The organism is Stenotrophomonas rhizophila (assembly GCF_000661955.1).
Classification (GTDB): Bacteria; Pseudomonadota; Gammaproteobacteria; order Xanthomonadales; family Xanthomonadaceae; genus Stenotrophomonas; species Stenotrophomonas rhizophila.
The window spans coordinates 885,117-905,851 of the sequence record NZ_CP007597.1; the positions used below are offsets into that span (position 1 = coordinate 885,117).

Annotated in this window: 20 protein-coding genes; 14 read left to right on the forward strand and 6 right to left on the reverse strand. The window is 67.4% G+C overall.

The genetic code is table 11. The features are described from left to right. Nucleotides 1–6 precede the first annotated feature (6 nt). A complete protein-coding gene (exbD, locus tag DX03_RS03710) occupies nt 7–432 on the forward strand; it encodes a TonB system transport protein ExbD (protein ID WP_038686429.1) in 426 nt (141 codons plus the stop codon). Continuing rightward, nucleotides 429–1,166, forward strand: a complete 738-nt coding sequence (locus tag DX03_RS03715) for an energy transducer TonB (protein WP_038686432.1) — start codon at nt 429–431, stop codon at nt 1,164–1,166. Before exbD ends, DX03_RS03715 begins: the two co-directional genes overlap by 4 nt. Before the next feature lie 39 nt (nt 1,167–1,205). Here the strand turns inward: DX03_RS03715 and DX03_RS03720 are convergent, their stop codons facing one another. Continuing rightward, the gene (locus DX03_RS03720; RefSeq protein WP_038686434.1) at nt 1,206–3,233 is read right to left on the reverse strand and encodes a sodium-translocating pyrophosphatase; all 2,028 of its coding nucleotides are present in this window, start codon (nt 3,231–3,233) and stop codon (nt 1,206–1,208) included. Between the two features lie 501 nt (nt 3,234–3,734). On the opposite strand from DX03_RS03720, the gene DX03_RS03725 reads away from it, so the two are divergent. Next, entirely contained in the window at nt 3,735–4,238 is a 504-nt protein-coding gene (locus DX03_RS03725; RefSeq protein ID WP_038686436.1) for a hypothetical protein, read from the forward strand. A 66-nt stretch (nt 4,239–4,304) separates the two neighbouring features. Here DX03_RS03725 and DX03_RS03730 read toward each other — a convergent pair whose 3' ends face one another. Beyond that, a complete protein-coding gene (locus tag DX03_RS03730; protein WP_038686438.1) occupies nt 4,305–5,102 on the reverse strand; it encodes an OB-fold protein in 798 nt (265 codons plus the stop codon). A gap of 158 nt (nt 5,103–5,260) precedes the next feature. Beyond that, on the reverse strand, nt 5,261–6,520 hold the full coding sequence (locus DX03_RS03735) for a 6-phosphofructokinase (RefSeq protein ID WP_038691859.1): 1,260 nt from the start codon (nt 6,518–6,520) through the stop codon (nt 5,261–5,263). Nucleotides 6,521–6,661: 141 nt separating this feature from the next. On the opposite strand from DX03_RS03735, the gene DX03_RS03740 reads away from it, so the two are divergent. The 3 genes from DX03_RS03740 (at nt 6,662) to DX03_RS03750 (ending at nt 9,519) form a co-directional block, all read left to right on the forward strand. Further along, nucleotides 6,662–7,225, forward strand: coding sequence for an adenylate kinase (locus tag DX03_RS03740; RefSeq protein ID WP_038686440.1), 564 nt, complete (start codon nt 6,662–6,664; stop codon nt 7,223–7,225). Nucleotides 7,226–7,538: 313 nt separating this feature from the next. After that, complete coding sequence (mpl, locus tag DX03_RS03745) at nt 7,539–8,903, forward strand: UDP-N-acetylmuramate:L-alanyl-gamma-D-glutamyl-meso-diaminopimelate ligase (RefSeq protein WP_038686442.1); 1,365 nt, start codon at nt 7,539–7,541, stop codon at nt 8,901–8,903. A gap of 19 nt (nt 8,904–8,922) precedes the next feature. After that, the gene (locus tag DX03_RS03750) at nt 8,923–9,519 is read left to right on the forward strand and encodes an LON peptidase substrate-binding domain-containing protein (protein ID WP_038686444.1); all 597 of its coding nucleotides are present in this window, start codon (nt 8,923–8,925) and stop codon (nt 9,517–9,519) included. Nucleotides 9,520–9,621: 102 nt separating this feature from the next. On the opposite strand, the gene DX03_RS03755 is transcribed toward DX03_RS03750, so the two are convergent. Next, nucleotides 9,622–11,619, reverse strand: coding sequence for a bifunctional DedA family/phosphatase PAP2 family protein (locus DX03_RS03755; RefSeq protein WP_038686446.1), 1,998 nt, complete (start codon nt 11,617–11,619; stop codon nt 9,622–9,624). Between the two features lie 102 nt (nt 11,620–11,721). Between DX03_RS03755 and DX03_RS03760 the strand changes: the two genes are divergently transcribed. The 4 genes from DX03_RS03760 to DX03_RS03770 all read left to right on the forward strand — a co-directional run bounded on the left by DX03_RS03760 (nt 11,722) and on the right by DX03_RS03770 (nt 14,595). Next, nucleotides 11,722–12,384 carry a protein kinase family protein gene (locus DX03_RS03760; protein ID WP_038686448.1) on the forward strand — a complete coding sequence of 221 codons (663 nt, stop codon included), beginning with the start codon at nt 11,722–11,724 and terminating at the stop codon, nt 12,382–12,384. Further along, nucleotides 12,381–12,890: a DUF2867 domain-containing protein gene (locus tag DX03_RS03765; protein WP_038686449.1), complete on the forward strand. Its 510-nt coding sequence runs from the start codon at nt 12,381–12,383 to the stop codon at nt 12,888–12,890. Before DX03_RS03760 ends, DX03_RS03765 begins: the two co-directional genes overlap by 4 nt. Beyond that, the gene (locus tag DX03_RS21065; RefSeq protein ID WP_185753456.1) at nt 12,880–13,032 is read left to right on the forward strand and encodes a hypothetical protein; all 153 of its coding nucleotides are present in this window, start codon (nt 12,880–12,882) and stop codon (nt 13,030–13,032) included. Before DX03_RS03765 ends, DX03_RS21065 begins: the two co-directional genes overlap by 11 nt. 1,002 nt (nt 13,033–14,034) lie before the next feature. Then, a complete protein-coding gene (locus DX03_RS03770) occupies nt 14,035–14,595 on the forward strand; it encodes a hypothetical protein (RefSeq protein WP_038686451.1) in 561 nt (186 codons plus the stop codon). Between the two features lie 79 nt (nt 14,596–14,674). Here DX03_RS03770 and DX03_RS03775 read toward each other — a convergent pair whose 3' ends face one another. Then, nucleotides 14,675–15,358, reverse strand: coding sequence for a hypothetical protein (locus DX03_RS03775; protein ID WP_038686453.1), 684 nt, complete (start codon nt 15,356–15,358; stop codon nt 14,675–14,677). Between the two features lie 109 nt (nt 15,359–15,467). Between DX03_RS03775 and DX03_RS03780 the strand changes: the two genes are divergently transcribed. The 3 genes from DX03_RS03780 (at nt 15,468) to DX03_RS03790 (ending at nt 18,471) form a co-directional block, all read left to right on the forward strand. Beyond that, nucleotides 15,468–16,286, forward strand: a complete 819-nt coding sequence (locus DX03_RS03780; protein ID WP_038686455.1) for an SDR family oxidoreductase — start codon at nt 15,468–15,470, stop codon at nt 16,284–16,286. Nucleotides 16,287–16,374: 88 nt separating this feature from the next. Continuing rightward, nucleotides 16,375–17,340, forward strand: a complete 966-nt coding sequence (locus DX03_RS03785; protein ID WP_038686456.1) for a YiiG family protein — start codon at nt 16,375–16,377, stop codon at nt 17,338–17,340. Between the two features lie 141 nt (nt 17,341–17,481). Beyond that, a complete protein-coding gene (locus DX03_RS03790) occupies nt 17,482–18,471 on the forward strand; it encodes a YiiG family protein (protein ID WP_038686458.1) in 990 nt (329 codons plus the stop codon). Between the two features lie 51 nt (nt 18,472–18,522). Here DX03_RS03790 and DX03_RS03795 read toward each other — a convergent pair whose 3' ends face one another. Next, entirely contained in the window at nt 18,523–19,395 is an 873-nt protein-coding gene (locus DX03_RS03795; RefSeq protein ID WP_038691861.1) for an ion transporter, read from the reverse strand. A 66-nt stretch (nt 19,396–19,461) separates the two neighbouring features. Between DX03_RS03795 and DX03_RS03800 the strand changes: the two genes are divergently transcribed. Next, nucleotides 19,462–20,691 (forward strand): acetylornithine transaminase, encoded by a 1,230-nt coding sequence (locus DX03_RS03800; RefSeq protein WP_038686461.1) that lies wholly within the window; start codon nt 19,462–19,464, stop codon nt 20,689–20,691. Nucleotides 20,692–20,735: the final 44 nt, after the last annotated feature.

Sequence of the window (20,735 nt, forward strand, 5' to 3'; positions counted from 1 at the left end):
TTTGACATGGCACTCCGTACCGCACGCCACGACGACGACGCGCTGGAAGAAACCCACGCGATCAACGTCACCCCTTTCATCGACGTGATGCTGGTGCTGCTGATCATCTTCATGGTCGCCGCACCGCTGGCCACCGTGGACACCGCCGTGGACCTGCCGGCCAGCAGCGCGCGCCCGCAACCGCGCGAGAACGAGCCGGTGTTCCTGACCGTGCAGGCCGACCTTTCGTTGCGGGTGAACGATGCCGCCGTTACCACCGACGCACTGCCAGCCGCATTGCAGCGGCTGACCGGCGGCGACCGTGAGCAGCGCATCTACCTGCGCGCCGACCGCCAGGTGGCCTATGGCGACCTGATGCAGACCATGAACGCGCTGCGTGCGGCCGGCTACCTCAAGGTGGCCCTGGTCGGGCTGGAACAGCCCGCGCCATGAGCGCAGGCCGTGCAGGGCATGCACGCTGGGCCGGCAGCCTTGGCATCGTGCTGGCCATCTACGCGATCAGCATCGCGGCCACGCTGTGGTGGATCGGGCGCGCGCCTCCCGCACCGGCCAGCGCGCCGCCGGAAGCGCTGATGGTGGAGCTGGCACCGGTCGCCGAAGCGCCGCCGGTGCCGCCCACCGACATCGCGCAGGGGCCCTCGCAGCAGGAACAGCACCGCCCCACGCCGGAACCGCGCCCGGTGCGCGCGCTGGCGCTGCCCCCGCAGCCGCACCCGGACGGTGAGGCGGTAGCGCAGCGCACGCCGCCGCCCACCGAGCAGACGCCCGCGGACGCCCACAATGTGGACCAGACCCTGGCTCCGCCGGACGTACAGGCGAAGGCCACGCAACGCTACGCGGCGCCGCAGACGATGGCCGGCCAGCGCAGTGACGCGCAGGTCACCTGGCAGGGGCTGCTGCTGGGCCATCTGGAGCAGCACCGGCGCTATCCACGCGGGGCCGAGCGCCTGCGCCAACAAGGCGTGGCCTATGTGCGCTTTGCGGTGGACCGGCAGGGCAATGCGCGCAACATCCGCATTGGCCAGAGCAGTGGGCATCCGTTGCTGGATGCCGAAACGCTGGACACCGTGCGCCGCGGCAGCCCGGTGCCGGCGCCGCCGCCGGAGATCGGCGGCGACCCGGTGGAGGTGATGGTGCCGGTGGCGTTCTTCATCCGCCGGCGCTGACCCCGGTAACGCCCGGCCATGGGCCGGGCGACGGTGTGCCTACAGCAGCGGCACCAGCAACAGCGCGACGATGTTGATGATCTTGATCAACGGATTGATCGCCGGGCCCGCCGTGTCCTTGTACGGATCACCCACGGTGTCGCCGGTGACGGCCGCCTTGTGCGCCTCGCTGCCCTTGCCGCCGAAGTGGCCATCTTCGATGTACTTCTTGGCGTTGTCCCACGCGCCACCGCCGGTGGTCATCGAGATCGCCACGAACAGGCCGGTGACGATGGTGCCGATCAGCAATCCGCCCAGTGCGCGTGGCCCCAGCAGCAGGCCCACCACCACCGGTACGGCCACCGGCAACAGCGAGGGCACGATCATTTCGCGGATCGCCGAGCGGGTCAGCATGTCCACCGCGCGGTCGTACTGCGGCTTGCCGGTGCCTTCCATGATGCCGGGGATCTCGCGGAACTGGCGGCGCACTTCCTCCACCACCGCACCGGCCGCGCGGCCCACCGCTTCCATCGCCATCGCACCGAACAGGTAGGGAATCAGCCCGCCGATCAGCAGGCCGATGATCACCGTGTGGTCGGACAGGTCGAAGGCGAACGTCTCGCCCGGATTGGCCGCCTGCAGGTTGTGCGTGTAATCGGCGAACAGCACCAGGGCGGCCAGCGCCGCCGAGCCGATCGCATAGCCCTTGGTGACCGCCTTGGTGGTGTTGCCCACCGCATCCAGCGGGTCGGTGATGTCGCGGATGCTGGAGGGCAGTTCCGCCATCTCGGCAATGCCGCCGGCGTTGTCGGTGATCGGGCCGTAGGCATCCAGCGCCACGATCATGCCGGCCATCGACAGCATTGCGGTGGCGGCGATGGCGATGCCGTACAGGCCGCCGAAATAGTGCGCCAGCCAGATCGCCACACACACCGCGATCACCGGCAACGCGGTCGACTTCATCGACACCCCAAGCCCGGCGATGATGTTGGTGCCATGCCCGGTGGTGGACGCCTGCGCCACGTGCTGCACCGGCTTGTACTGGGTGCCGGTGTAGTACTCGGTGATCCACACGATCAGCCCGGTCAGCACCAGCCCGATCAACGCGCAGAAGTACAGGTTCAGCGCCCCGTGGCTGTTGTCGGGCATCAGCTGCAGGGTGATCGGATAGAACGCGATCGCCGCCAGCACCGCCGACACGATCACGCCCTTGTACAGCGCGCCCATGATCGAGCCACCGGGCTTCACCTTGACGAACAGCGCGCCGATGATCGAGGCGATGATCGACACACCGCCCAGCACCAGCGGATACAGGATCGCATTGCGTCCCGCTTCGGCGATCATCAGGCTGCCCAGCAGCATGGTGGCGATCACCGTCACCGCATACGTCTCGAACAGGTCGGCGGCCATGCCGGCGCAGTCGCCGACGTTGTCGCCCACGTTGTCGGCGATCACCGCCGGGTTGCGCGGGTCATCCTCAGGGATGCCGGCTTCCACCTTGCCGACCAGGTCCGCGCCAACGTCGGCGCCCTTGGTGAAGATGCCACCGCCCAGTCGCGCGAAGATTGAAATCAGCGAGGAACCGAAGGCCAGCCCGACCAGCGCATGCAGGGCCTGCGCGGTATCCAGCCCCAGCCGCAGCAGCAGCGCGTAGTACCCGGCCACGCCGAGCAGGCCCAGCCCGACCACCAGCATGCCGGTGATCGCACCACCGCGGAACGCCACGTCCATGGCGGCACTGAGGCCGTTGCGGGCCGCTTCGGCGGTGCGCACGTTGGCGCGCACCGACACGTTCATGCCGATGTAGCCGGCCGCGCCGGACAGCACGGCGCCGATCGCAAAGCCAATTGCGGTGTACCAGCTGAGGAAGAATCCGACCAGCACGAACAGCACGACGCCGGCGATGCCGATGGTGAGGTATTGACGGTTGAGATAGGCGCGCGCGCCTTCCTGGATGGCGGCGGCGATTTCCTGCATGCGGGCATTGCCAGCCGGTTGCCGGAGGATCCAGCGTGCCGACACGATGCCGTAGAGAATCGCGAGAATGGCGCAGAACAGCGCCAGAGAAAGCCCATAACGTTCCAGCATGTCCCCTCCCGGGTGATGGAATGGCATCCAGACGAACGGATGAACCTCTCCACGCGGGGGCACAACGGGCTGCAACCTTGGACCAACCCGTTCAGACCGTGCCCGGTCTTCAAGCGTGTGGCGGTGTTCAGCAATCCCTGGTGACCCGAGTATGCGGGCAACAGCCCGCATACGGGTAGTGCCGGCCGCTGGCCGGCAACCACGCACACCCATCCGAAGCGACACACCGCCAGCCGCTGGCCGGCAACCACGCACACCCCTCCGCATCCGCGATCTGCCGGGTACGCGCCATCGCATGCGCGCTGTCGCCCCATGGTTTGCTGCGCAAACCATGGGACCCTCTTATCAGCATCCAATCCCCCGCCGCTTCGCGGCTGCCCCCTGACTCAGGGGGCTGGTGTCCAGTCGTCTGGATCCCGCCAGGCGTTGATGGGCGCCTTGCCACGCCGTTCAGCCACCCACTGGCAGCCTCGGCCCATCCCCAGCATCCGGAGTTCCGCCATGTCCACCCGTCACCTGCTCTGGCTGGCCCTGCTGCCCGCCGTGGCTGCCAGCGCCGCTGAAACCCCCGAGCTGAAACGCGCCGTCGGTGCGCCGCAGGCGGTGGGCGCGGCCCATACGCTGCGCCAGATCCCCGAAGCCTGTGCACGGTTGGAGGGCATGTTCACCGCCGATGCCGCACAGCCCTACAAATTCGCCGTGGTGCGCACCAGCGAGCAGTGCCAGCCGCGCGCCCGCTTCGTTGACTTCGACAAGGCCCAGCCCAGCGAGGCCAAAGGCTGGAAGCTCAACGACGTGATCCGCGTGCCGAACGCCGCGTGCCCGGCGCAGCAGGCGGTGGTACGCGTGTGGCGCATGCCGGTGGCGCAGAAGGCCGAACTGGATGGCCAGGGCCAGTCGCGCATCTATCTGGAAGAGGCCAAGAAACAGGCGGCCGCCGGCAAGATCGCACAGATCCCGATGTTCGCCGCGCAGCTGAAGGTGGAAGGCACTGCCTGCCGCTGAGGCCCACGAAAAAGCCCGGACGGCAGGGCCGGTCCGGGCTTGGGTGCGACGCGAGGCTGGCCGGGCTCAGTTGCCCTTGCAGTCCTTCAGCCACAGCACGCGGCCGATCTGGTCGTAATGGTCGACCACACCGACCAGGGTGACCTTTTCCTTCGGGCGCAACGCCAGCGCGAAGGCGGCCTGGCTCGGCGCGAAGGCGCAGGTGATGGCCACGCTTTCGAAGTCGATGCCACCGGAGCCGTTGGGCAGCTCGAAGCCGGTGTTGTAGGTGCCACCGCTCTTGAGCACGCCGTTGACCCGGCCGGTGATCGAATAGATCTTGCCCTTGTAGCGCGGTTCGATCGCGGCGGGGTTGTCCTTGTTCTGCGTCCGCAGCTGGTAGCCGAAATCGCTGGCCGAAATGTTCACCGTGGAGGCCTTCGGCGTGGACGCGGCAAGCTGCTCGCCGGCCTTGCCCGGCTTCACCTGGGTGAGCATCTTGCACATCTCGGCGCGGATCGAATCGGCCTTGGCAAAGGCGCCGGGGTTGAGCTTGACCGTCATCGCCACGGTGCCGGTGCGGCCCTCGCTGGTGGCGCTGATGATGATCGGAATGGTCTTGTGCATCGCCGTCTGCGGATCTTCGATCAGCATCGCGCCGTTTTCCACGTCCGAGCTCAAGACGTCCATGTTGTTGCCCTTGGCAATCACGTTCATCTGGCCGATCGCGCTCTTGACGGTCAGCTCAGGCACGGTCACCGAGGCGGTATAGGTGGTGCCGGACAGGGGGTTGCCCTTCTTCTGGAAGCTGCTTTCGCAGGTATCGGCAAAGGCGGGCGCCGCTACGGCGAGCAGCAGCAGGGGAACCAGGGTGTGGCGCTTCATCGGTACAGTCCTTGTCATCGCACACAAGTGCGGAGGGTGGGTCGCGGGTGCGAAAGCCCGCATGTCCTGCCGGCTCGGCGCGATTGTATGGGGCGTCCCGGCGCGCCGCAATTGCCGGCGAGCGGCACGCCCCGGGGCGCGCCACCCGCCGGAGGGGCTCAGCCTTCCTGCCAGGCCGGCAGCTTCTTCTTCACGCCCACGTTCTTGAGCGTCACGTACTTCGGCAGCCCATCGGCACCGTAGGGCAGGGGCGCCTCGCCCTTGATCAGCGGTGACAGGTAGGCGCGGGCCTTGGCCGTGATGCCGAAGCCGTCCTTGCGGATGAAGCCGGCCGGCATCTTCTTCTCGTGGTTGGCCACCTTGTGCAGGGGGGCGGCCTCGATCTTCCAGCGGTAGGGCGCGTCGCTGCTGCGCACGATCACCGGCATCACCGCGTTGTGGCCCTTCAGCGCGAACTGCACCGCCGCCTTGCCCACCGCCTGCGCCTGCTCCCAGTCGGTCTTGGACGCGATGTGGCGCGCCGAGCGCTGCAGGTAGTCGGGCAGGGTCCAGTGCACCTTGTAGCCCAGCGTGTCCTTGACCCGGGCGGCCAGCTGCGAAGCCACGCCACCCAGCTGGGTGTGCCCGAACGAGTCCTTGCCGCCGCCGGCATCGGCAACGAACGTACCGTCCGCAGTCTGGATGCCTTCGGAGGCCACCACCACGCAATGGCCCACGCGCTCGACCACCTGCTTGACCTTGGCCAGGAAGGCGGCCTCGTCGTAGGCCCGCTCGGGCAGCAGGATGATGTGCGGGGCGTCGTCGGGGCCTTGCCCGGCCAGGCCGGCGGCCGCCGCCAGCCAACCGGCGTGGCGGCCCATGGCTTCGTAGACGAACACCTTGGTCGAGGTTTCCGCCATGGCCGCCACGTCCAGCGCCGCCTCGCGCACCGACACCGCGGTGTACTTGGCGGCCGAGCCGAAGCCCGGGCAGGTGTCGGTGACCGCCAGGTCGTTGTCGATGGTCTTGGGCACGCCGATGCAGGTGAGGTCGTAATCGAAGGCCTTGGCCAGCTGGGAGACCTTCCAGGCGGTGTCGGCCGAGTCGTTGCCGCCGTTGTAGAGGAACCAGCGCACGTCGTGGGCGCGCAGGACCTCCAGCAGGCGTTCGTACTTGCCCCGGTCGGCCTCGAGCGACTTCAGCTTGTAGCGGCACGAGCCGAAGGCCCCGCCCGGGGTATGGGCCAGCGCGGCGATGGCCGCCGCCGACTCCCTGGTGGTGTCGATCAGGTCTTCGCGGAGCGCGCCAAGAATGCCGTTGCGCGCGGCCAAGACCTTGATTCCCTTGGCTCGGGCGGTGCTGATCACCGCCGAGGCGGTGGCGTTGATCACGGCGGTGACACCGCCTGACTGGGCGTAGAGCAGGGTACCTTTGGACATCATTTCACCTGGGGGTGGGGGAAGGACATTGCAGAGACATTACCGGTATGGGGTAAAGTGCGCGTATTGCGGTGCAGCGTGATTGTGGACAATCCCGGGGCGCGCGCCCTTCCATTTTTTTACCAAGTTGGAGTCAGGTTGATGCGATTGGTTCTGTTGGGACCGCCCGGTTCGGGCAAGGGGACACAGGCGACGCGCCTGAAGGAACACCTGTCGATTGCGCACATTTCCACCGGCGACCTGCTGCGTGCCGAAGTAGCCGCGGGTACCGAGCTGGGCAAGCAGGCCAAGGCTGTCATGGACGCCGGCAACCTGGTGTCCGACGACATCCTGCTGGGCATGCTCGAATCGCGCCTGGGCCAGGCCGACGTGGCCAACGGCTTCATCCTCGATGGTTACCCGCGCAACGTGGCCCAGGCCAACGCGCTGGACACCCTGCTGGTGAAGATCGGCCAGCCGCTGGATGCGGTGGTGCAGCTGGACGTGCCGACCGAACTGCTGGTCGAGCGCATTGCCGGCCGTGCCGCCGAACAGGGCCGCGCCGACGACAACCCCGAATCGGTGCGTCAGCGCCTGCAGGTCTACAACGACCAGACCGCCCCGGTGGTCGATTTCTATGCCGGCCGCGGCACCCTGGCGCGCGTTGATGGCGTGGGTGAGCTGGACGACGTGGAAGCGCGCATCCGCGCGGCGATCCATGGCTGAGCCGGTGGCGCTGCTGCGGCAGCGCCTGCCTGGCCTGTAAACACACACGCCTGGCCCCATGGGGCCAGGCGTGCGGTTTAAGGTGCCAGCGGACGGGCTTGCTCAGAGCCCCGCAGCATGAGCTCCCCTGGGGATGGCCTCTTGGGGAGTAGGACCAATGGGGTGCTGCGGCTGGCCACCTGAATTGTGTCCGTCTTCACACTGCATCGCTATCGGGGATTCCCCGACACCCAGAGTATTTTTCCTACACGCATCTGGGGAATTGTCTGACGACAATATCCACAGTCGCAGGTGATCGGTCACAATCCACCGCATGAGCAAGATTCATATCCTTGGTATCGCCGGCACCTTCATGGGCGGCGTGGCCGCGCTGGCGCGGGAACTGGGCCATGAGGTGCATGGCAGCGACCAGGCCATCTATCCGCCGATGTCGACCCAGTTGGAACAGCTGGGCATCGCACTGGATCCGGGCTATCGCGCCACCAGCGTTGCCGCCGACTGCGATGAGGTGATTGTCGGCAATGCGCTGTCGCGCGGCAATCCAGCGGTGGAAGCGGTGCTCGACGCCGGCCAGCGCTACATTTCCGGTGCGCAGTGGCTGTCCGAGCAGGTCCTGCCGGGGCGTGACACGCTGGCCGTGGCCGGTACCCATGGCAAGACCACCACCACCACCATCCTGACCTGGCTGCTGCAGGCCGCCGGGCGCGAGCCGGGTTTCCTGATCGGCGGCGTCGCTGAAGACTTCGGCGTGTCGGCGCGCCTGGGCGGCGGGCGCGAGTTCGTGGTCGAGGCCGACGAGTACGACACGGCCTTCTTCGACAAGCGCAGCAAGTTCGTGCATTACCGGCCGCTGGTGGCGATCCTCAACAACCTGGAATACGACCACGCCGACATCTTCCCGGACGTGGCCGCGATCCAGCGCCAGTTCCACCATCTGGTGCGCACCGTGCCCGCGCGCGGCCGCTTGATCGTCAATGGCGAGGACGCCTACCTGGCGCAGGTGCTGGCGATGGGTTGCTGGACCCCGGTGGAGCGCTTCGGGTTTGATCCGGCGCTGGAATGGCATGCCGAGCTGGTCAACGCCGACGGCAGTGCGTTCGTGGTGCATCACCGTGGCACCCGCGTGGGCGAAGTGCGCTGGCCCCTGCTGGGCCGCCACAACGTGCTCAACGGCCTGGCGGCGCTGGCTGCCGCGCACGCGGTCGGGGTGGAACTGTCGTCGGTAATTCCGGCGCTGGCCAACTTCCGCAGCGTCAAACGCCGCCTGGAAGTGATCGGGCAGGCGCAGGACATCACTGTCTACGACGATTTCGCCCATCACCCCACCGCCATCCACACCACGCTGGAAGGGCTGCGCGCCAAGGTCGGTGCCGCGCGCATCGTGGTGGCGATGGAACCGCGCAGCAATTCCATGCGGCTGGGCGCACATGCCGAAGCGCTGGCGCCGTCGCTGGACCTGGCCGATGCGGTGGTGTTCCTGCACCGCCCGGAGCTGGCCTGGGATGCGGCCGGTGTGATCGCCGCCGTGCGTGGGCAGGCCCACGCCGTGCCCGACACCGATGCGCTGCTGGCGCGGTTGGGCGAGATCGCAGCCCCCGGCGACCATGTCGTGTTCATGTCCAACGGCGGTTTCGACGGCGCGCCGCGGCGCTTCCTGGCGCAGCTGCAGCAGGGATGAGGCGGGCGCGCCACAGGCCATGACCGATACCGCTTCGCTGCCGTTGTTCCCGCTGCACGTGGTGCTGCTACCTGGCGCCGCGCTGGGCCTGCGGGTATTTGAACGCCGCTACCTGGACATGCTGCGCGAGTGCAGCCGGCAGGACACCCGTTTCGGCGTCTGCCTGATTCTGGACGGCGATGAAGTGGGGGCGCCGGCGGTGCCGGCCGCGTACGGCGTGGAAGCACGCGTCGAGGATTTCGACGTGGGCGCCGACGGCGTGCTGGTATTGCGCCTGCGCGGCCAGCGTCGCTTCCATGTGCTGCGCACGCGCATCCGCGACAACGGGCTGGTGCTGGCCGACGTGGAATGGGCACCCGCCGACCACGACGACGAACTGCGCCCCGAACACGCGCTGCTGGCCACCGTGCTGGAGCACATCATCGAACAGGCCGGCGCGGCCTTCGCCCCGACCCATCCGGCCCAGCTGGAGCAGGCCGCCTGGGTAGGCTGGCGCCTGGCCGAACTGCTGCCGCTGGATGAGCCGCAGCGCCTGCAGCTGCTACAGCAGGACGACCCCCACCAGCGCCTGCAGCACCTGCTGGCCTGGATCCCCGACCTGACACCCCCCGCGTAGAGCGAGGCTCTGCCCCGCTGCTCGACGCAGCAACGCAACCGCACGTACCCACACCTGCCGGGTAGAACCCGGCACTACGTCATGCGTGTGCCGGCTTCCGCGTCATTCGGCCTTCGTGCGCACCCGCAACACCGGCATCTGCGTTTCCGGATGCGTGTCCACCTGTTGCGGCAGGCCGTCCAGCGCGTCGCGTACCGCCTTCAACGACGGGTCGATGCCGCGCATCGGCCGCCACATCCCGATCAGGTGGAAATGCTGCTGGTAATGCAGCGTCTGCGCGCTGCCCAGCCACAGCGGCTGGTTGCCCGGCTGCAGCCGCGCCGGTGCCGGCCACAGCCGCAGCGCAAAGATCTCATTGGGCGCATTGCCCGCGCGCAGCATCAGCAGCGACTCCACCTGGGTATCCAGCGTGGCCGGCAGCACCGGCACTTCGTCCGGCGTAGCCGACTTGTCGAGCATCAGCAGCGCCTGTTCCCAACCGGCCTGCGGCTGCACGCGCCAGCCCTGGCTTTCCAGGCGCTTCTGCAGCGGTGCCAGCGGGCCGGCCACCTGCACGTCCAGCGGCCAGCGCTGGTCGTCATCGAACTCGTTGCGGCGCGCGGGCAACTGCCGCCACGCGTCCTGCAGCCAGGCCGTGGCGGGCATGTCCACCGGGGCCGGCTGGGCCGGCTCGAAGCGGGCCAGCTTGAGCGGAATATTGCGCGGCGCGTACCAGAGCGCAGCCACCGCGAACACGCCGTAGAACAGCCAGGCCACCGGCTTGACCCAGAACGAGCGGTTGAAGCGGCGGCGGTAGGCGATGCCCAGTACCAGCAGCCAGAAGATGCCAAACAGCATGCCGCCGATGACATCGCTCAGCCAATGCGCGCCCAGGTACAGCCGCGCAAACCCGATCAGGCTGACCACGATGCCCGACAGCAGGTAAGGCCACACCCGCGTGCGCCCGGGCAGCTCGCGCGCGATCAGCACGGCGAAGAAGCCGAAGATGATGGTGGCCATGGTCACCGACACCGACGGGAAGCCGAAGCCACTGCTGGCATCCGGCGGGCGCACCACGTGCACGGTGGCGCCCAGCAGCTTGGTCAGTGCCAGCCCGAAGGCCAGCGCGGCCAGCCAATGCGCGGCCGCCATCCAGCGCCGGCGCCAGACCAGATAGCCCATGCCGGCCGCCGTGGCTGGCAGCAGCACCTGCCATGCGCCCAGCGACGCCAGTGCGGCCATCGGGTAGTCGGCCAGCGGGTTGCGCAGCGCCAGCATGGCCTGGTGGACCACCATGTCCAGGCGCAGTGGCTCACCGTGCGCCACCACCGCCATCAGCAGCGCAAACCAGCACCAGCCCAGCAACAGCAGCATCAACGCCAGCATGGCCAGCGGCACCGACTCACGCCGCTGCGGGTCGAACACGGCCACCGAGTAACGGCCCAGGGTGGGGTGGCGCTGCGACCAGCGCAGCAGCGTGGCCAGCCAGCTGTCCATGCGCGAGGCCGACCAGCGGTAGCCGTACAGCACGATCGCCCACACCACGCCCATCAGCACCGCCACCAGACCCAGCACCATCACCAGCCGCCCGGCCACGGCCGCAACGGCGTCGTAGGCTTCGCCCAGCACCCAGCCCGGCGCCAGGAACAACACTGCCCAGGACAGGCTGGCAATACCGCTGGCCTGGAAGTAGCGCGACAGCGGCATCTTCATCATGCCGGCAATGGCCGGTACGAACGGCCGGATCGCCCCCACATAGCGCGCCACCAGGATGCTCTTGAACGCATTGCGGCGGAACATCGTCTCGCCGCGGTCCAGCAGCTGCGGGTACTTGCTGAAGGGCCAGAAGCCGCGCAGCCGGTCGCCCCAGCGGCGGCCCACCCAGTAACTGATGCCGTCACCGGCGAACGCACCCACCGCCGCACATGCCACCGCGTACGGGCCGGAGATCTGGCCCAGGCCGATGAACACGCCCACGGCGAACAGCAGCGGCAGCGCGGGTACGATCGCGCCCAGCACGATGACCGCATCGCAGAAGGCAATGAGGAAAATGACCGCACCGGCGAGCACGGGGTGAGCTGAGATCCACGCAAGCGTGGTATCGATCCATGACGAGTCCATCGTCGGATTATAGAGGTGTGAAGGTGACTGACTGCCGGCCAGCGGCGGCCAACGTGCGTGATCTACAGTGAATGAACGCGATCGCACGCCTAGAATGTCGCCATGAACCGCCCCCCTGATCCCGCTCCGCATGCCCTGAAGGCCGACAGTTTCGGCTGCATTCTGTTGATCGAGCAGGACGGGCAGCGCTTTGTCCGCCGCGACCTGGGCGCCACCCCGTGGTGGCTGCGCCTGCCGGCCTGGTGGCTGGCCCGGCGCGAAGCGCGCGCGCTGGCCCACCTGGACGGCATGGCCGACACCCCGGCGCTGCTGTCCTGGAACGGGCGCTGGCTGGACCGCAGCTTCATGGCCGGCGATGCGATGTACCAGCGCCCGCCGCACGGCGACCTGGCCTATTTCCGCGCCGCGCGCCGGCTGCTGCAGCGCGTGCACCGGCATGGCATCGCGCACAACGACCTGGCCAAGGAAGCCAACTGGCTGGTACGCGAGGACGGCTCGCCGGCCCTGATCGACTTCCAGCTGGCGGTGATCGGCAACCCGCGCTCGCGCTGGATGCGCCTGCTGGCCCGCGAAGACCTGCGCCACCTGCTCAAGCACAAGCGCATGTACTGCCGGCAGCACCTGACCCCGGTGGAGAAGCGGCTGCTGAAGCGCACCTCGTGGGTACGCGACCTGTGGTTCCGCACCGGCAAGCCGGTCTACCGGTTCGTCACCCGGAAGATCCTGCACTGGGAAGACAACGAAGGGCAGGGGCCCAAGCCGTGAGTGCGCCGGTGGTGCGCGTGGTGCCGGTGGACGCCGACAACGTGCTGCATGCGCAGTTGCCCGGCGCCGACTTCGTGCACGCGTGCCGGGCGACGGTGCCACGCGGCGGCCGTTCGGCGTTGCAGGCGTACAAGGACATGGCGTCCACCGTGCCGGGCTGGTTCGACGGGCTGATGGCGGTGCGCAACAGTGGCATGCGGCTGCTGGGCATGAAGGACCTGGGGTCGCTGCGTGCCGTGCAGGACGCGGCCGACCCCACGCCCGGCCAACGGCTGGGCATCTTCACCGTGCAGCGGTGCACGCGCGAGGCGATCGTGCTGGAGGACGACGACCGGCACCTGCATGTGCAACTGGCACTGCAATGGCGTGGCGATGCACTGGAGATCGCCACGGTGGTGCATACGCACAATGCCTTCGGGCGGTTGTACATGCTGCCGGTGGCGCCGGTACATCGGGTGATCGTGCCGCATCTGTTGCGGCGGCAGGTGGCGGGGTATGCATCTTGACGTTCAGCTGGATTCGGACAAGACCGAGAGAAAGCTGGACTCAGGCGTCGAGCTGACGTACTCGGTGTTGGTCGTTGACAGCCTTGCCGAGGTGGAGCAGCTTGCTCGCGGCGAGACGACACATGTGCTGTATCAGGAATAAGGATCGATGAGCAGGGCGCACGGAGACGAGAACGCGATGGGCTGGTGGTGGAGCATGTCTCGCAGCGTCCGGGCAGGTGCAATGCCGTCGTGCGTCCAAATCGCAACCCGGTCCGGGCAGTGTGCGGTGAAACGTTATCGTGCATCCCCGTTGCTGCTGACGGCTGCTCTCGTCCTTTGTGGCAGGTTGCGGTGTCGCCGATCATGATGATGCTGCGCTACGCGATGGCGATTGCTGGCATGTCGGTAACCGTGCCGATCGCATTTACTGCGCCACGACCTACACGCAGTTGCTTGCGCATCCCGAGCGCTATGATGGTCGGCGTATCCAGATACAGGGTAGAGCGGTGGCGAAGGATGTCATTGAACTCTACCCCTCGCTTGATTCGTTCGAGGGCAATGAGATCCAGGCGTCGCTGTCACTGCGTTCGGGTGACGGAGTGCCTGAGCTGAGGGCGTATCTGCTATCACCAACGCGTGTGGATTCCGCGTCGCGCGTCGTTGTGATGGGTGTCTTTCATTTGAATCGAACAGTTCCGGTTGGAAAGAGGCAGGGCGTAACCCTTGAGAGGATTCGTCTGGGCAGCCTGGAACTGGATGGCTTCAAGTTGTAGGTGGGCTTGTGTGGGGGATGAACCTCGCATGCCGCCTGCAGGCGAATCCGCTTGCGGGAGTTCGCCTTGTTATGCCTTTGGGGCGCTTCCGCGTGAGATCTTGGTTTTGCGCAGCCGGCCAGCGGTCGGCACAACCGCCATCACCAGATCAGCCCCTGCCACTGGTGCAACTGCTGGGCGGCATCCTGTAGATGTCGCGCATTGCCTCAGCAGAAGCCATCCAAGGCGCAAGAGTAATCCGCGTTTTCATGCCTCGCGTTCCAGCTACCGGCGGCATGTGTTGCCCGATGACGTGGCGAATGTGGTTCTTTCTAGTTGGCACAATCGGCGATCCCATTCCGGGGTGACGGAAAGAGGATGCGGCTTGGTGGCCTGGTGAGGGAGGTGAAATGATTAGTATCAGAGTATCGGCGTTGATCGTCCTGGCGCTGGCGGGATGCCAACGCGCGGAGCCCGTTACCGTCAGCGGCGTCGAAGATGTATGCGCCTATCGGATGAGCGGCGGCGTGTGCCACGTCTCGCCGACCCAGCTGCTGACCGCGCCGGAGAAGCTGGCGGGCAGGGACGTCGTCGTGGTCCTCTACTACCCCGGCTTCGGAGCCCGCGTGTTGTTCGCCAGCCGCGATGCGGCGCAGAGCAACGATCTGTCATCCGGGTTCGTTGTTCCCGGCGAGGACCGTGCAAGAGGGGAGGGGACACAGCCAACGCTGGATCAGCCCGGCTATTACCGCGTGCTCGCTCACTTCGAACGATCCAAGCCGGTGATTGTCGGTGAAGGGGTAACACCGTTGGCCGTTGTTGCCGGTCGATTTGATCGCATTGCAGAGGCGCAGCGCATGTCCTCCCTGGATGAAATTGTGGAGGAGTGCAATGCGCTCGGAAACTGCAGCATGGGCTACTCACACGGGGTTCTGCCCATGCCAAGGCTGGAGGCCATCGACAAGAAGTAGTGTGCCGTCCCTGGCAGCGTATCGATGGGTCGAACACCCTGTGTGACATCGGCGCGGCCTGACGTTGGCCGCTTCGCCATCAGGGCGTGGTCACCGGCACCACCTGGTGCCCGATGAAATGCCGCGTTCCATCGAAGTCGTAGCCGATCTGAATCTGCCCGACATCGGCGCAGGCATGGCAGTCGCGCAGCGGCGTGCGGTACAGCAGTCGGATGCCGCCATTGTCCAGCGGCGTGCTGCCGCTTGCCTGCGCCGGCGCGAACGGCGTCGCCTGTGGGTGGGCGGCCAGCAGGGCCTGCACGCCCGGGTCGGCACGCACGGTGTCGTCAAGCTGCACGGCGTCCACATCAATGCGCTTGCCGGCGGCATCCACCAGCCGCGTGCCCTCGTTGGTATTGGCCCGGAACGGGTAGGCCACCGTGGCCACGCCGATGCCGTCGTGCTCATGCCAGGCGGTGACAAACGCCAGCTCACCGGCACTGGACAGTTGCCCGGCCGCCGTGACCGCATCCGCGCTGGCGCCACCGGCCTGCATCGCCTTGATCAGGCACTCGCGGGTGGCGGCCGCCTCGCCCTGGCGGCAGCTGTTCAGGTCGCCGCTCCACACCACTGCATTGCTCCAGCGCACCGTGGCATCGGCAGCCATCTTCTGCGCGCTTGGGGTAGCGGTGGGGGTCGGGGCGGCGGGTTCGGCAGGGTCTTTCTGGCAGGCGGCTAGCAGCAGCAGGCCCAGGGCAGGCAACAGACAACGGGAACGGCGCATGGCAAGTACCTCGCAGCGGTAACCGGGAGGCCACTATCGTCAAGGAGCGGTGAAAATTCTGTGGGCGCGGCATACTGGCGCGAGACATTCATGCGCAGGAGCTTTCGACGTGGCCAGTCTGCAAGGCAAGACCATTTTCATCACCGGTGGCTCGCGCGGCATCGGCCTGGCCATCGCGCTGCGCGCGGCGCGCGATGGCGCCAACGTGGCGATCGCGGCCAAGTCGTCGGTGCCCAACCCGAAGCTGCCTGGCACCATCCACAGCGCGGTCGAGGCGGTTACCGCCGCCGGCGGCCAGGGCCTGGCGCTGAAGTGCGACATCCGCGAGGAAGACCAGGTGCGCGCCGCGGTGGCCGCTACCGTGGACACCTTTGGCGGCATCGACATCCTGGTCAACAACGCCAGCGCGATCTGGCTGCGCGGCACGCTGGATACGCCAATGAAGCGCTTCGACCTGATGCAGCAGGTCAATTCACGCGGCAGTTTCCTGTGCGCGCAGGCCTGCCTGCCGTACCTGCTGCAGGCGCCCAATCCGCACATCCTGACGCTGGCGCCGCCGCCGAGCCTGGACCCTAAATGGTGGGGCCCGCACACCGGCTACACGCTGGCCAAGATGGGCATGAGCTTTGTCACCCTGGGGCTGGCGGCCGAATTCGGTCCGCAGGGCGTGGCGGTCAATGCACTGTGGCCGCGCACCATCATCGCCACCGATGCGATCAACATGATTCCCGGCGTGGATGTTGCTGGTTGCCGCACGCCGGAGATCCTGGCCGATGCCGCGCACGCCGTGCTGACCCGCGATGCAGCCGGCTTCAGCGGGCAGTTCCTGCTCGATGACGAGGTGCTGGCTGCGGCCGGTATCACCGACCTGAGTGGCTATGCGATGGACCCGTCGCGGCCGCTGTTGCCGGATCTGTTCCTGGATTGAAGTTACCGGCGGCATGGCGTGACGTTATCGACAGCGATTGCACGCGCAGCTGCTAAGGTGCGCACCCCCCGTGTTTCAGATCCCTGCCATGTCCCAGTGTGTTTCCCGTCTCTCCCTCGCCGCGGCCATCGCCGTGGCCGGCCTGCTCGGCGCCTGCAGCAAAGGCGCCTCCACCGCCGCCGATGCGCAGGGCGTGGAAAAAGTGAATGCCTACATCAACTGCTTCAACGCAGTGGAGGAGCCGATCCATCAGGGCTTCCAGCAGTACACCGGCTGGATGAAGGACGCCGACGCCGGCCCCACTGGCAAGGAAACGCAGGTGCGCGGCCCCGGCACGGTGCTGTCCCATCGCGTGGATGCGTGCAACGCCCCGATGGTGGCGGCACTGGCCATGACCCCGGCCGAGCCGGACCTGGACCCGGCGGCACGCGCGTATCAGAAGACCTTTGTCGAGCTGTACGCGCTGATCGAGCAGGCCGACCGTTACTACAGCCGCGAAGACTACCTCCGCGATGACCATGCCGGCATGCGCAGCCAGCATGCGCCGCTGATGCAGGCCTACGCGGCGTTCTTCGCCGCCGGCACCGCACTGGATGCCGCGCTGGAGAAGCGCGAGGACGAACGACGTGCGACGCAGCTCAAGGAGATCGAAGCCGACGAAGGCCGCTCGCTGGCGTATTACCAGCTCAGGATCGTGGGCGATGGCAAGCGGCTGACCCAGCTGCTCAGCGCTGATGCACCGGACCTGGCGCTGGCGCGCACCGAGCTGGCTGCATTCCAGGCGCTGTTGCAGCAGGCGCAGAACGACAAGGTCGGGCAGGGCGATGCGATGTGGGGTCACGTAGAGCGTTCGGCCGATGCACTGGCCCGTGATGCCGGCCGCCGCATCGAACGCGTGCAGGCCAACACGCCGCTCACCCGCAGCGAGCAGATGCTGCTGCAGGGCGGTGGGCGCGCGAGCCTGCCGCAGGGGTCGGCCGAAGCGGTGATGGCCAGCTACAACGATCTGGTGGACATGGCCAACCGGATGGCGCGGTTCAGCGGCGCGCGCTGAGGGCCGCATCGGCAGGATGCCGGTAACGTGAAGCGCTCCCGCGCGACGGCGTTGCACGCACCGCCAACCCGGACCGCAGACCTGTGCGGTCCGGGTTGGTAAACTACGTCTCTGGAATCGTTTACAACACGGAGACGTTTGATGAAGCACGTTCTTTCCACGGCGGTACTGGCCGTGTCGATCACCCTGGCGCTGGCCGCCTGCGGCAACAAGTCCGCCGAGCCTGCCAAGGAGGCCGCCGCCCCGGCCAGCAAGGCCGACGCCCAGGCCGAAGAGGCCGAGCAGGCGCTGACCGGCAAGCTCAACAGCTACATCGACTGCTACAACGATGTCGATTCGGGCATCCACCAAGGCATTGGGTACTACACCAGCTGGATGAAGGACCCCAAGGCCGGCCCGACCGGTCGCGAAGAGCGCCCGATCGGCCCGCCGGACCTGGACGCCAACGACCTCAAGACCTGCGATGCGGCCATTCCCACGGCGATCGCCGCCGCGCCGGCACTGCCGGAGCTGGACAAGGCGGCCAAGGCCTACCTGGACAGCCTGCACACCCTGCAGCCGCTTACCCATGCGGCGTACGACTACTACAAGCGCGAAGACTTCGAAGACGACGGCTACGCGCGCGGCAAGGCGATGCATGCGCCGCTGATGGAGGCGCTGGCCGCGTTCGTGCAGGCCAGCGGTGTGTTCAGCACCGCGCTGGAGGCCGAGAACGACCGCGCCCAGCAGGCGCAGCTGCAGGCGCTGGAGAAGCAGGAAGGCCGCACCCGCACGTATTACCGCCTGGCCATCATGATGGAGGCCAAGTCGCTGATGGACCTGATGGCCGAGGATGACTTCGACGTGGTGCAGGGGCGTGCCCGACTGGATGCCTTCAATACCATCGCCGACGAAGCGCACGCCAAGGTGGCCGACCAGGAGCCGGGCAAGATGGACTGGAACAGCTTCGAGACCGCCGCGGAGAATTTCCGTCGCGAGGGCAAGGAGCGCATCAAGCGCGTGGTCGACAAGACCCCGTACACCGACTTCGAGCAGCGCATGCTGGATTCGCCGTCGCATGCCCCGCAGGGCTCGGCCGGGCGCCTGTTGAACGAGTACAACAGCCTGGTGTTCCAGAGCAACCGCCAGTAAACGGCATGGCGATCCACCCCGGTGCGTGCCGCGCGCCGGGGTGGATCGCGGTCACTGGTTGAAGATATCGGGCAAGGTGTCGCCGCACCGGCGGCAATGCCGGGCGTCCGGTTCGTGGCCTTCCAACCCGCAGTGCGGGCAGCCACGCGCATCGCGCCGCGCCGCCAGGTCGGCCTCGCGCATGGTGCTGGCCAGTTCGGCGGTGTAGATGCCAGTGGGCACGGCAATGATGCTGTAGCCGATCAGGATCAGCACCGAGGTGACGAAGCGGCCCAGCACGGTCTGCGGCACGATGTCGCCGAACCCTACCGTGGCCATGGTCACCACCGCCCAGTACATGCTGCTGGGGATGCTGGTGAACCCGTGGTTCGGCCCCTCGATCACGTACATCAGGGTGCCGGCGATGATCGTGATGGTGACCACCGTGAACAGGAACAGCAGCACCTTGCGCCGGCTGCGCCACAGCGATTCCATCAGCACGCCGCTTTCTTCGATGTAACGGGTCAGCTTGAGGATGCGGAACACCCGCAGGATGCGCAGGGCGCGCACCACCAGCAGGCTCTGCGCGCCGGGGATGAACAGGGACAGGTAGGTGGGCAGGATCGAGGCCAGGTCGATGATGCCCCAGATGCTGAACGCGTAGCGCAGGGGCCGTTTGACCACCACCAGCCGCAGCAGGTACTCGGCGGTGAACAGGATCGTGAAGCCCCATTCCAGCACGTACAGCCAGTCGGCATGGGCGATGTGGAAGCGCTGCACGCTGTCGAACATCACCACCAGCACGCTGGCGATGATGGCGTACACCAGCAGCAGGTCGAAATTGCGCGACGGGCGGGTGTCGTGGCGGTAGATGATCTCGAACCAGGTCCGGCGCCAGCCGGTCTCGGTGGCGGGGTTGAGCTGGGGGGCGGTGAGCGGTCGCATGCGCCGCATTGTGCCTCACCGGCCGGAAGCGCGAGAATGGGACTTTCCCGCAACCCCCTGACCGCCATGACCGCCGCTGCCACCGATCCGCTGTTGTCCCTGTCGCATTACTACCTGCCGGTGTACAAACCGCGCCAGGTGGTGCTTGAGCGCGGCCAGGGTGCGCGCGTGTGGGACACCCAGGGGCGTGAATTCATCGACCTGGCCGCCGGCATCGCCGTGTGCGGGCTGGGCCACAACGACCCGGACCTGACCGCCGCGCTGATCGAGCAGGCCGGCAAGCTGTGGCACACCAGCAACGTGTTCTACAGCGAACCGCCGCTGCGCCTGGCCGAGGAGCTGGTCACCAGCTCGCGCTTCGCCGAGCGTGTGTTCCTGTGCAATTCCGGCGCCGAAGCCAATGAAGTGGCGATCAAGCTGGTGCGCAAGTGGGCGTCCTCGAAGGGCCGCCCGGCCCACCAGCGGGTGATCGTGACCTTCCGCGGCAGCTTCCACGGCCGCACCCTGGCCGCGGTCACCGCCACCGCCCAGCCCAAGTACCAGGAAGGCTACGAGCCGCTGCCCGGCGGCTTCCGCTACGTCGATTTCAACGACGAGGTGCAGCTGGAAACCGCGATGGCCGCCGGCGACGTGGCGGCGGTGATGCTCGAGCCGATCCAGGGCGAGGGCGGGGTGATGCCGGCCAAGCCGGGCTTCCTGCAGCGCATCCGCGAGCTGTGCGACCAGCACGACGCCCTGCTGGTGCTCGATGAAATCCAGGTAGGCATGGGCCGCACCGGCACCCTGTTCGCGCATTGGCAGGAAGGCATCAAACCGGACATCGTGACCCTGGCCAAGGCCTTGGGCGGCGGTTTCCCGATTGGCGCGATGCTGGCCGGGCCGAAGGTGGCCGAGGTGATGCAGTTCGGCGCGCACGGCACCACCTTCGGCGGCAATCCGCTGGCGGCGGCGGTGGCGCGCGTGGCGCTGCGCAAGCTGTCCTCGCCGGAGATCGGGCACAACGTGGGCCGCCAGTCGCAGGCGCTGCGCGATGGCCTGGGCCGGATCAATGATGAGTTCAAGGTGTTCAGCCAGGTGCGCGGCCGCGGCCTGATGCTGGGCGCGGTGCTGGACAAGGATTTCGCCGGCCAGGCCGGTGCCATCCTGGACCACGCCGCCGAGCACGGCCTGCTGACCCTGCAGGCTGGGCCGGACGTGCTGCGCTTCGTGCCGTCATTGAACATCACCGACGAGGAAGTGGCCGAGGGCCTCAAGCGCCTGCGCGCGGCGGTGCAATCCTTCATCGCCTCCCGGTAGAGCCGACCGTTGGTCGGCTGCGGTTGCTCTGGGGCCAATGCAGC

Bases quoted from the DNA above. Each gene is read 5' to 3' on its own strand.
- mpl (WP_038686442.1), top strand. From the start codon at position 7,539: ATGAGCAAGATTCATATCCTTGGTATCGCCGGCACCTTCATGGGCGGC.
- DX03_RS03790 (WP_038686458.1), top strand. From the start codon at position 17,482: ATGAAGCACGTTCTTTCCACGGCGGTACTGGCCGTGTCGATCACCCTG.
- DX03_RS03770 (WP_038686451.1), top strand. From the start codon at position 14,035: ATGATTAGTATCAGAGTATCGGCGTTGATCGTCCTGGCGCTGGCGGGA.
- exbD (WP_038686429.1), top strand. From the start codon at position 7: ATGGCACTCCGTACCGCACGCCACGACGACGACGCGCTGGAAGAAACC.
- DX03_RS03775 (WP_038686453.1), bottom strand. From the start codon at position 15,358: ATGCGCCGTTCCCGTTGTCTGTTGCCTGCCCTGGGCCTGCTGCTGCTA.
- DX03_RS03725 (WP_038686436.1), top strand. From the start codon at position 3,735: ATGTCCACCCGTCACCTGCTCTGGCTGGCCCTGCTGCCCGCCGTGGCT.
- DX03_RS03720 (WP_038686434.1), bottom strand. From the start codon at position 3,233: ATGCTGGAACGTTATGGGCTTTCTCTGGCGCTGTTCTGCGCCATTCTC.
- DX03_RS03715 (WP_038686432.1), top strand. From the start codon at position 429: ATGAGCGCAGGCCGTGCAGGGCATGCACGCTGGGCCGGCAGCCTTGGC.
- DX03_RS03735 (WP_038691859.1), bottom strand. From the start codon at position 6,520: ATGTCCAAAGGTACCCTGCTCTACGCCCAGTCAGGCGGTGTCACCGCC.
- DX03_RS21065 (WP_185753456.1), top strand. From the start codon at position 12,880: ATGCATCTTGACGTTCAGCTGGATTCGGACAAGACCGAGAGAAAGCTG.
- DX03_RS03760 (WP_038686448.1), top strand. From the start codon at position 11,722: ATGAACCGCCCCCCTGATCCCGCTCCGCATGCCCTGAAGGCCGACAGT.
- DX03_RS03740 (WP_038686440.1), top strand. From the start codon at position 6,662: ATGCGATTGGTTCTGTTGGGACCGCCCGGTTCGGGCAAGGGGACACAG.
- DX03_RS03755 (WP_038686446.1), bottom strand. From the start codon at position 11,619: ATGGACTCGTCATGGATCGATACCACGCTTGCGTGGATCTCAGCTCAC.
- DX03_RS03750 (WP_038686444.1), top strand. From the start codon at position 8,923: ATGACCGATACCGCTTCGCTGCCGTTGTTCCCGCTGCACGTGGTGCTG.
- DX03_RS03800 (WP_038686461.1), top strand. From the start codon at position 19,462: ATGACCGCCGCTGCCACCGATCCGCTGTTGTCCCTGTCGCATTACTAC.
- DX03_RS03795 (WP_038691861.1), bottom strand. From the start codon at position 19,395: ATGCGACCGCTCACCGCCCCCCAGCTCAACCCCGCCACCGAGACCGGC.
- DX03_RS03730 (WP_038686438.1), bottom strand. From the start codon at position 5,102: ATGAAGCGCCACACCCTGGTTCCCCTGCTGCTGCTCGCCGTAGCGGCG.
- DX03_RS03785 (WP_038686456.1), top strand. From the start codon at position 16,375: ATGTCCCAGTGTGTTTCCCGTCTCTCCCTCGCCGCGGCCATCGCCGTG.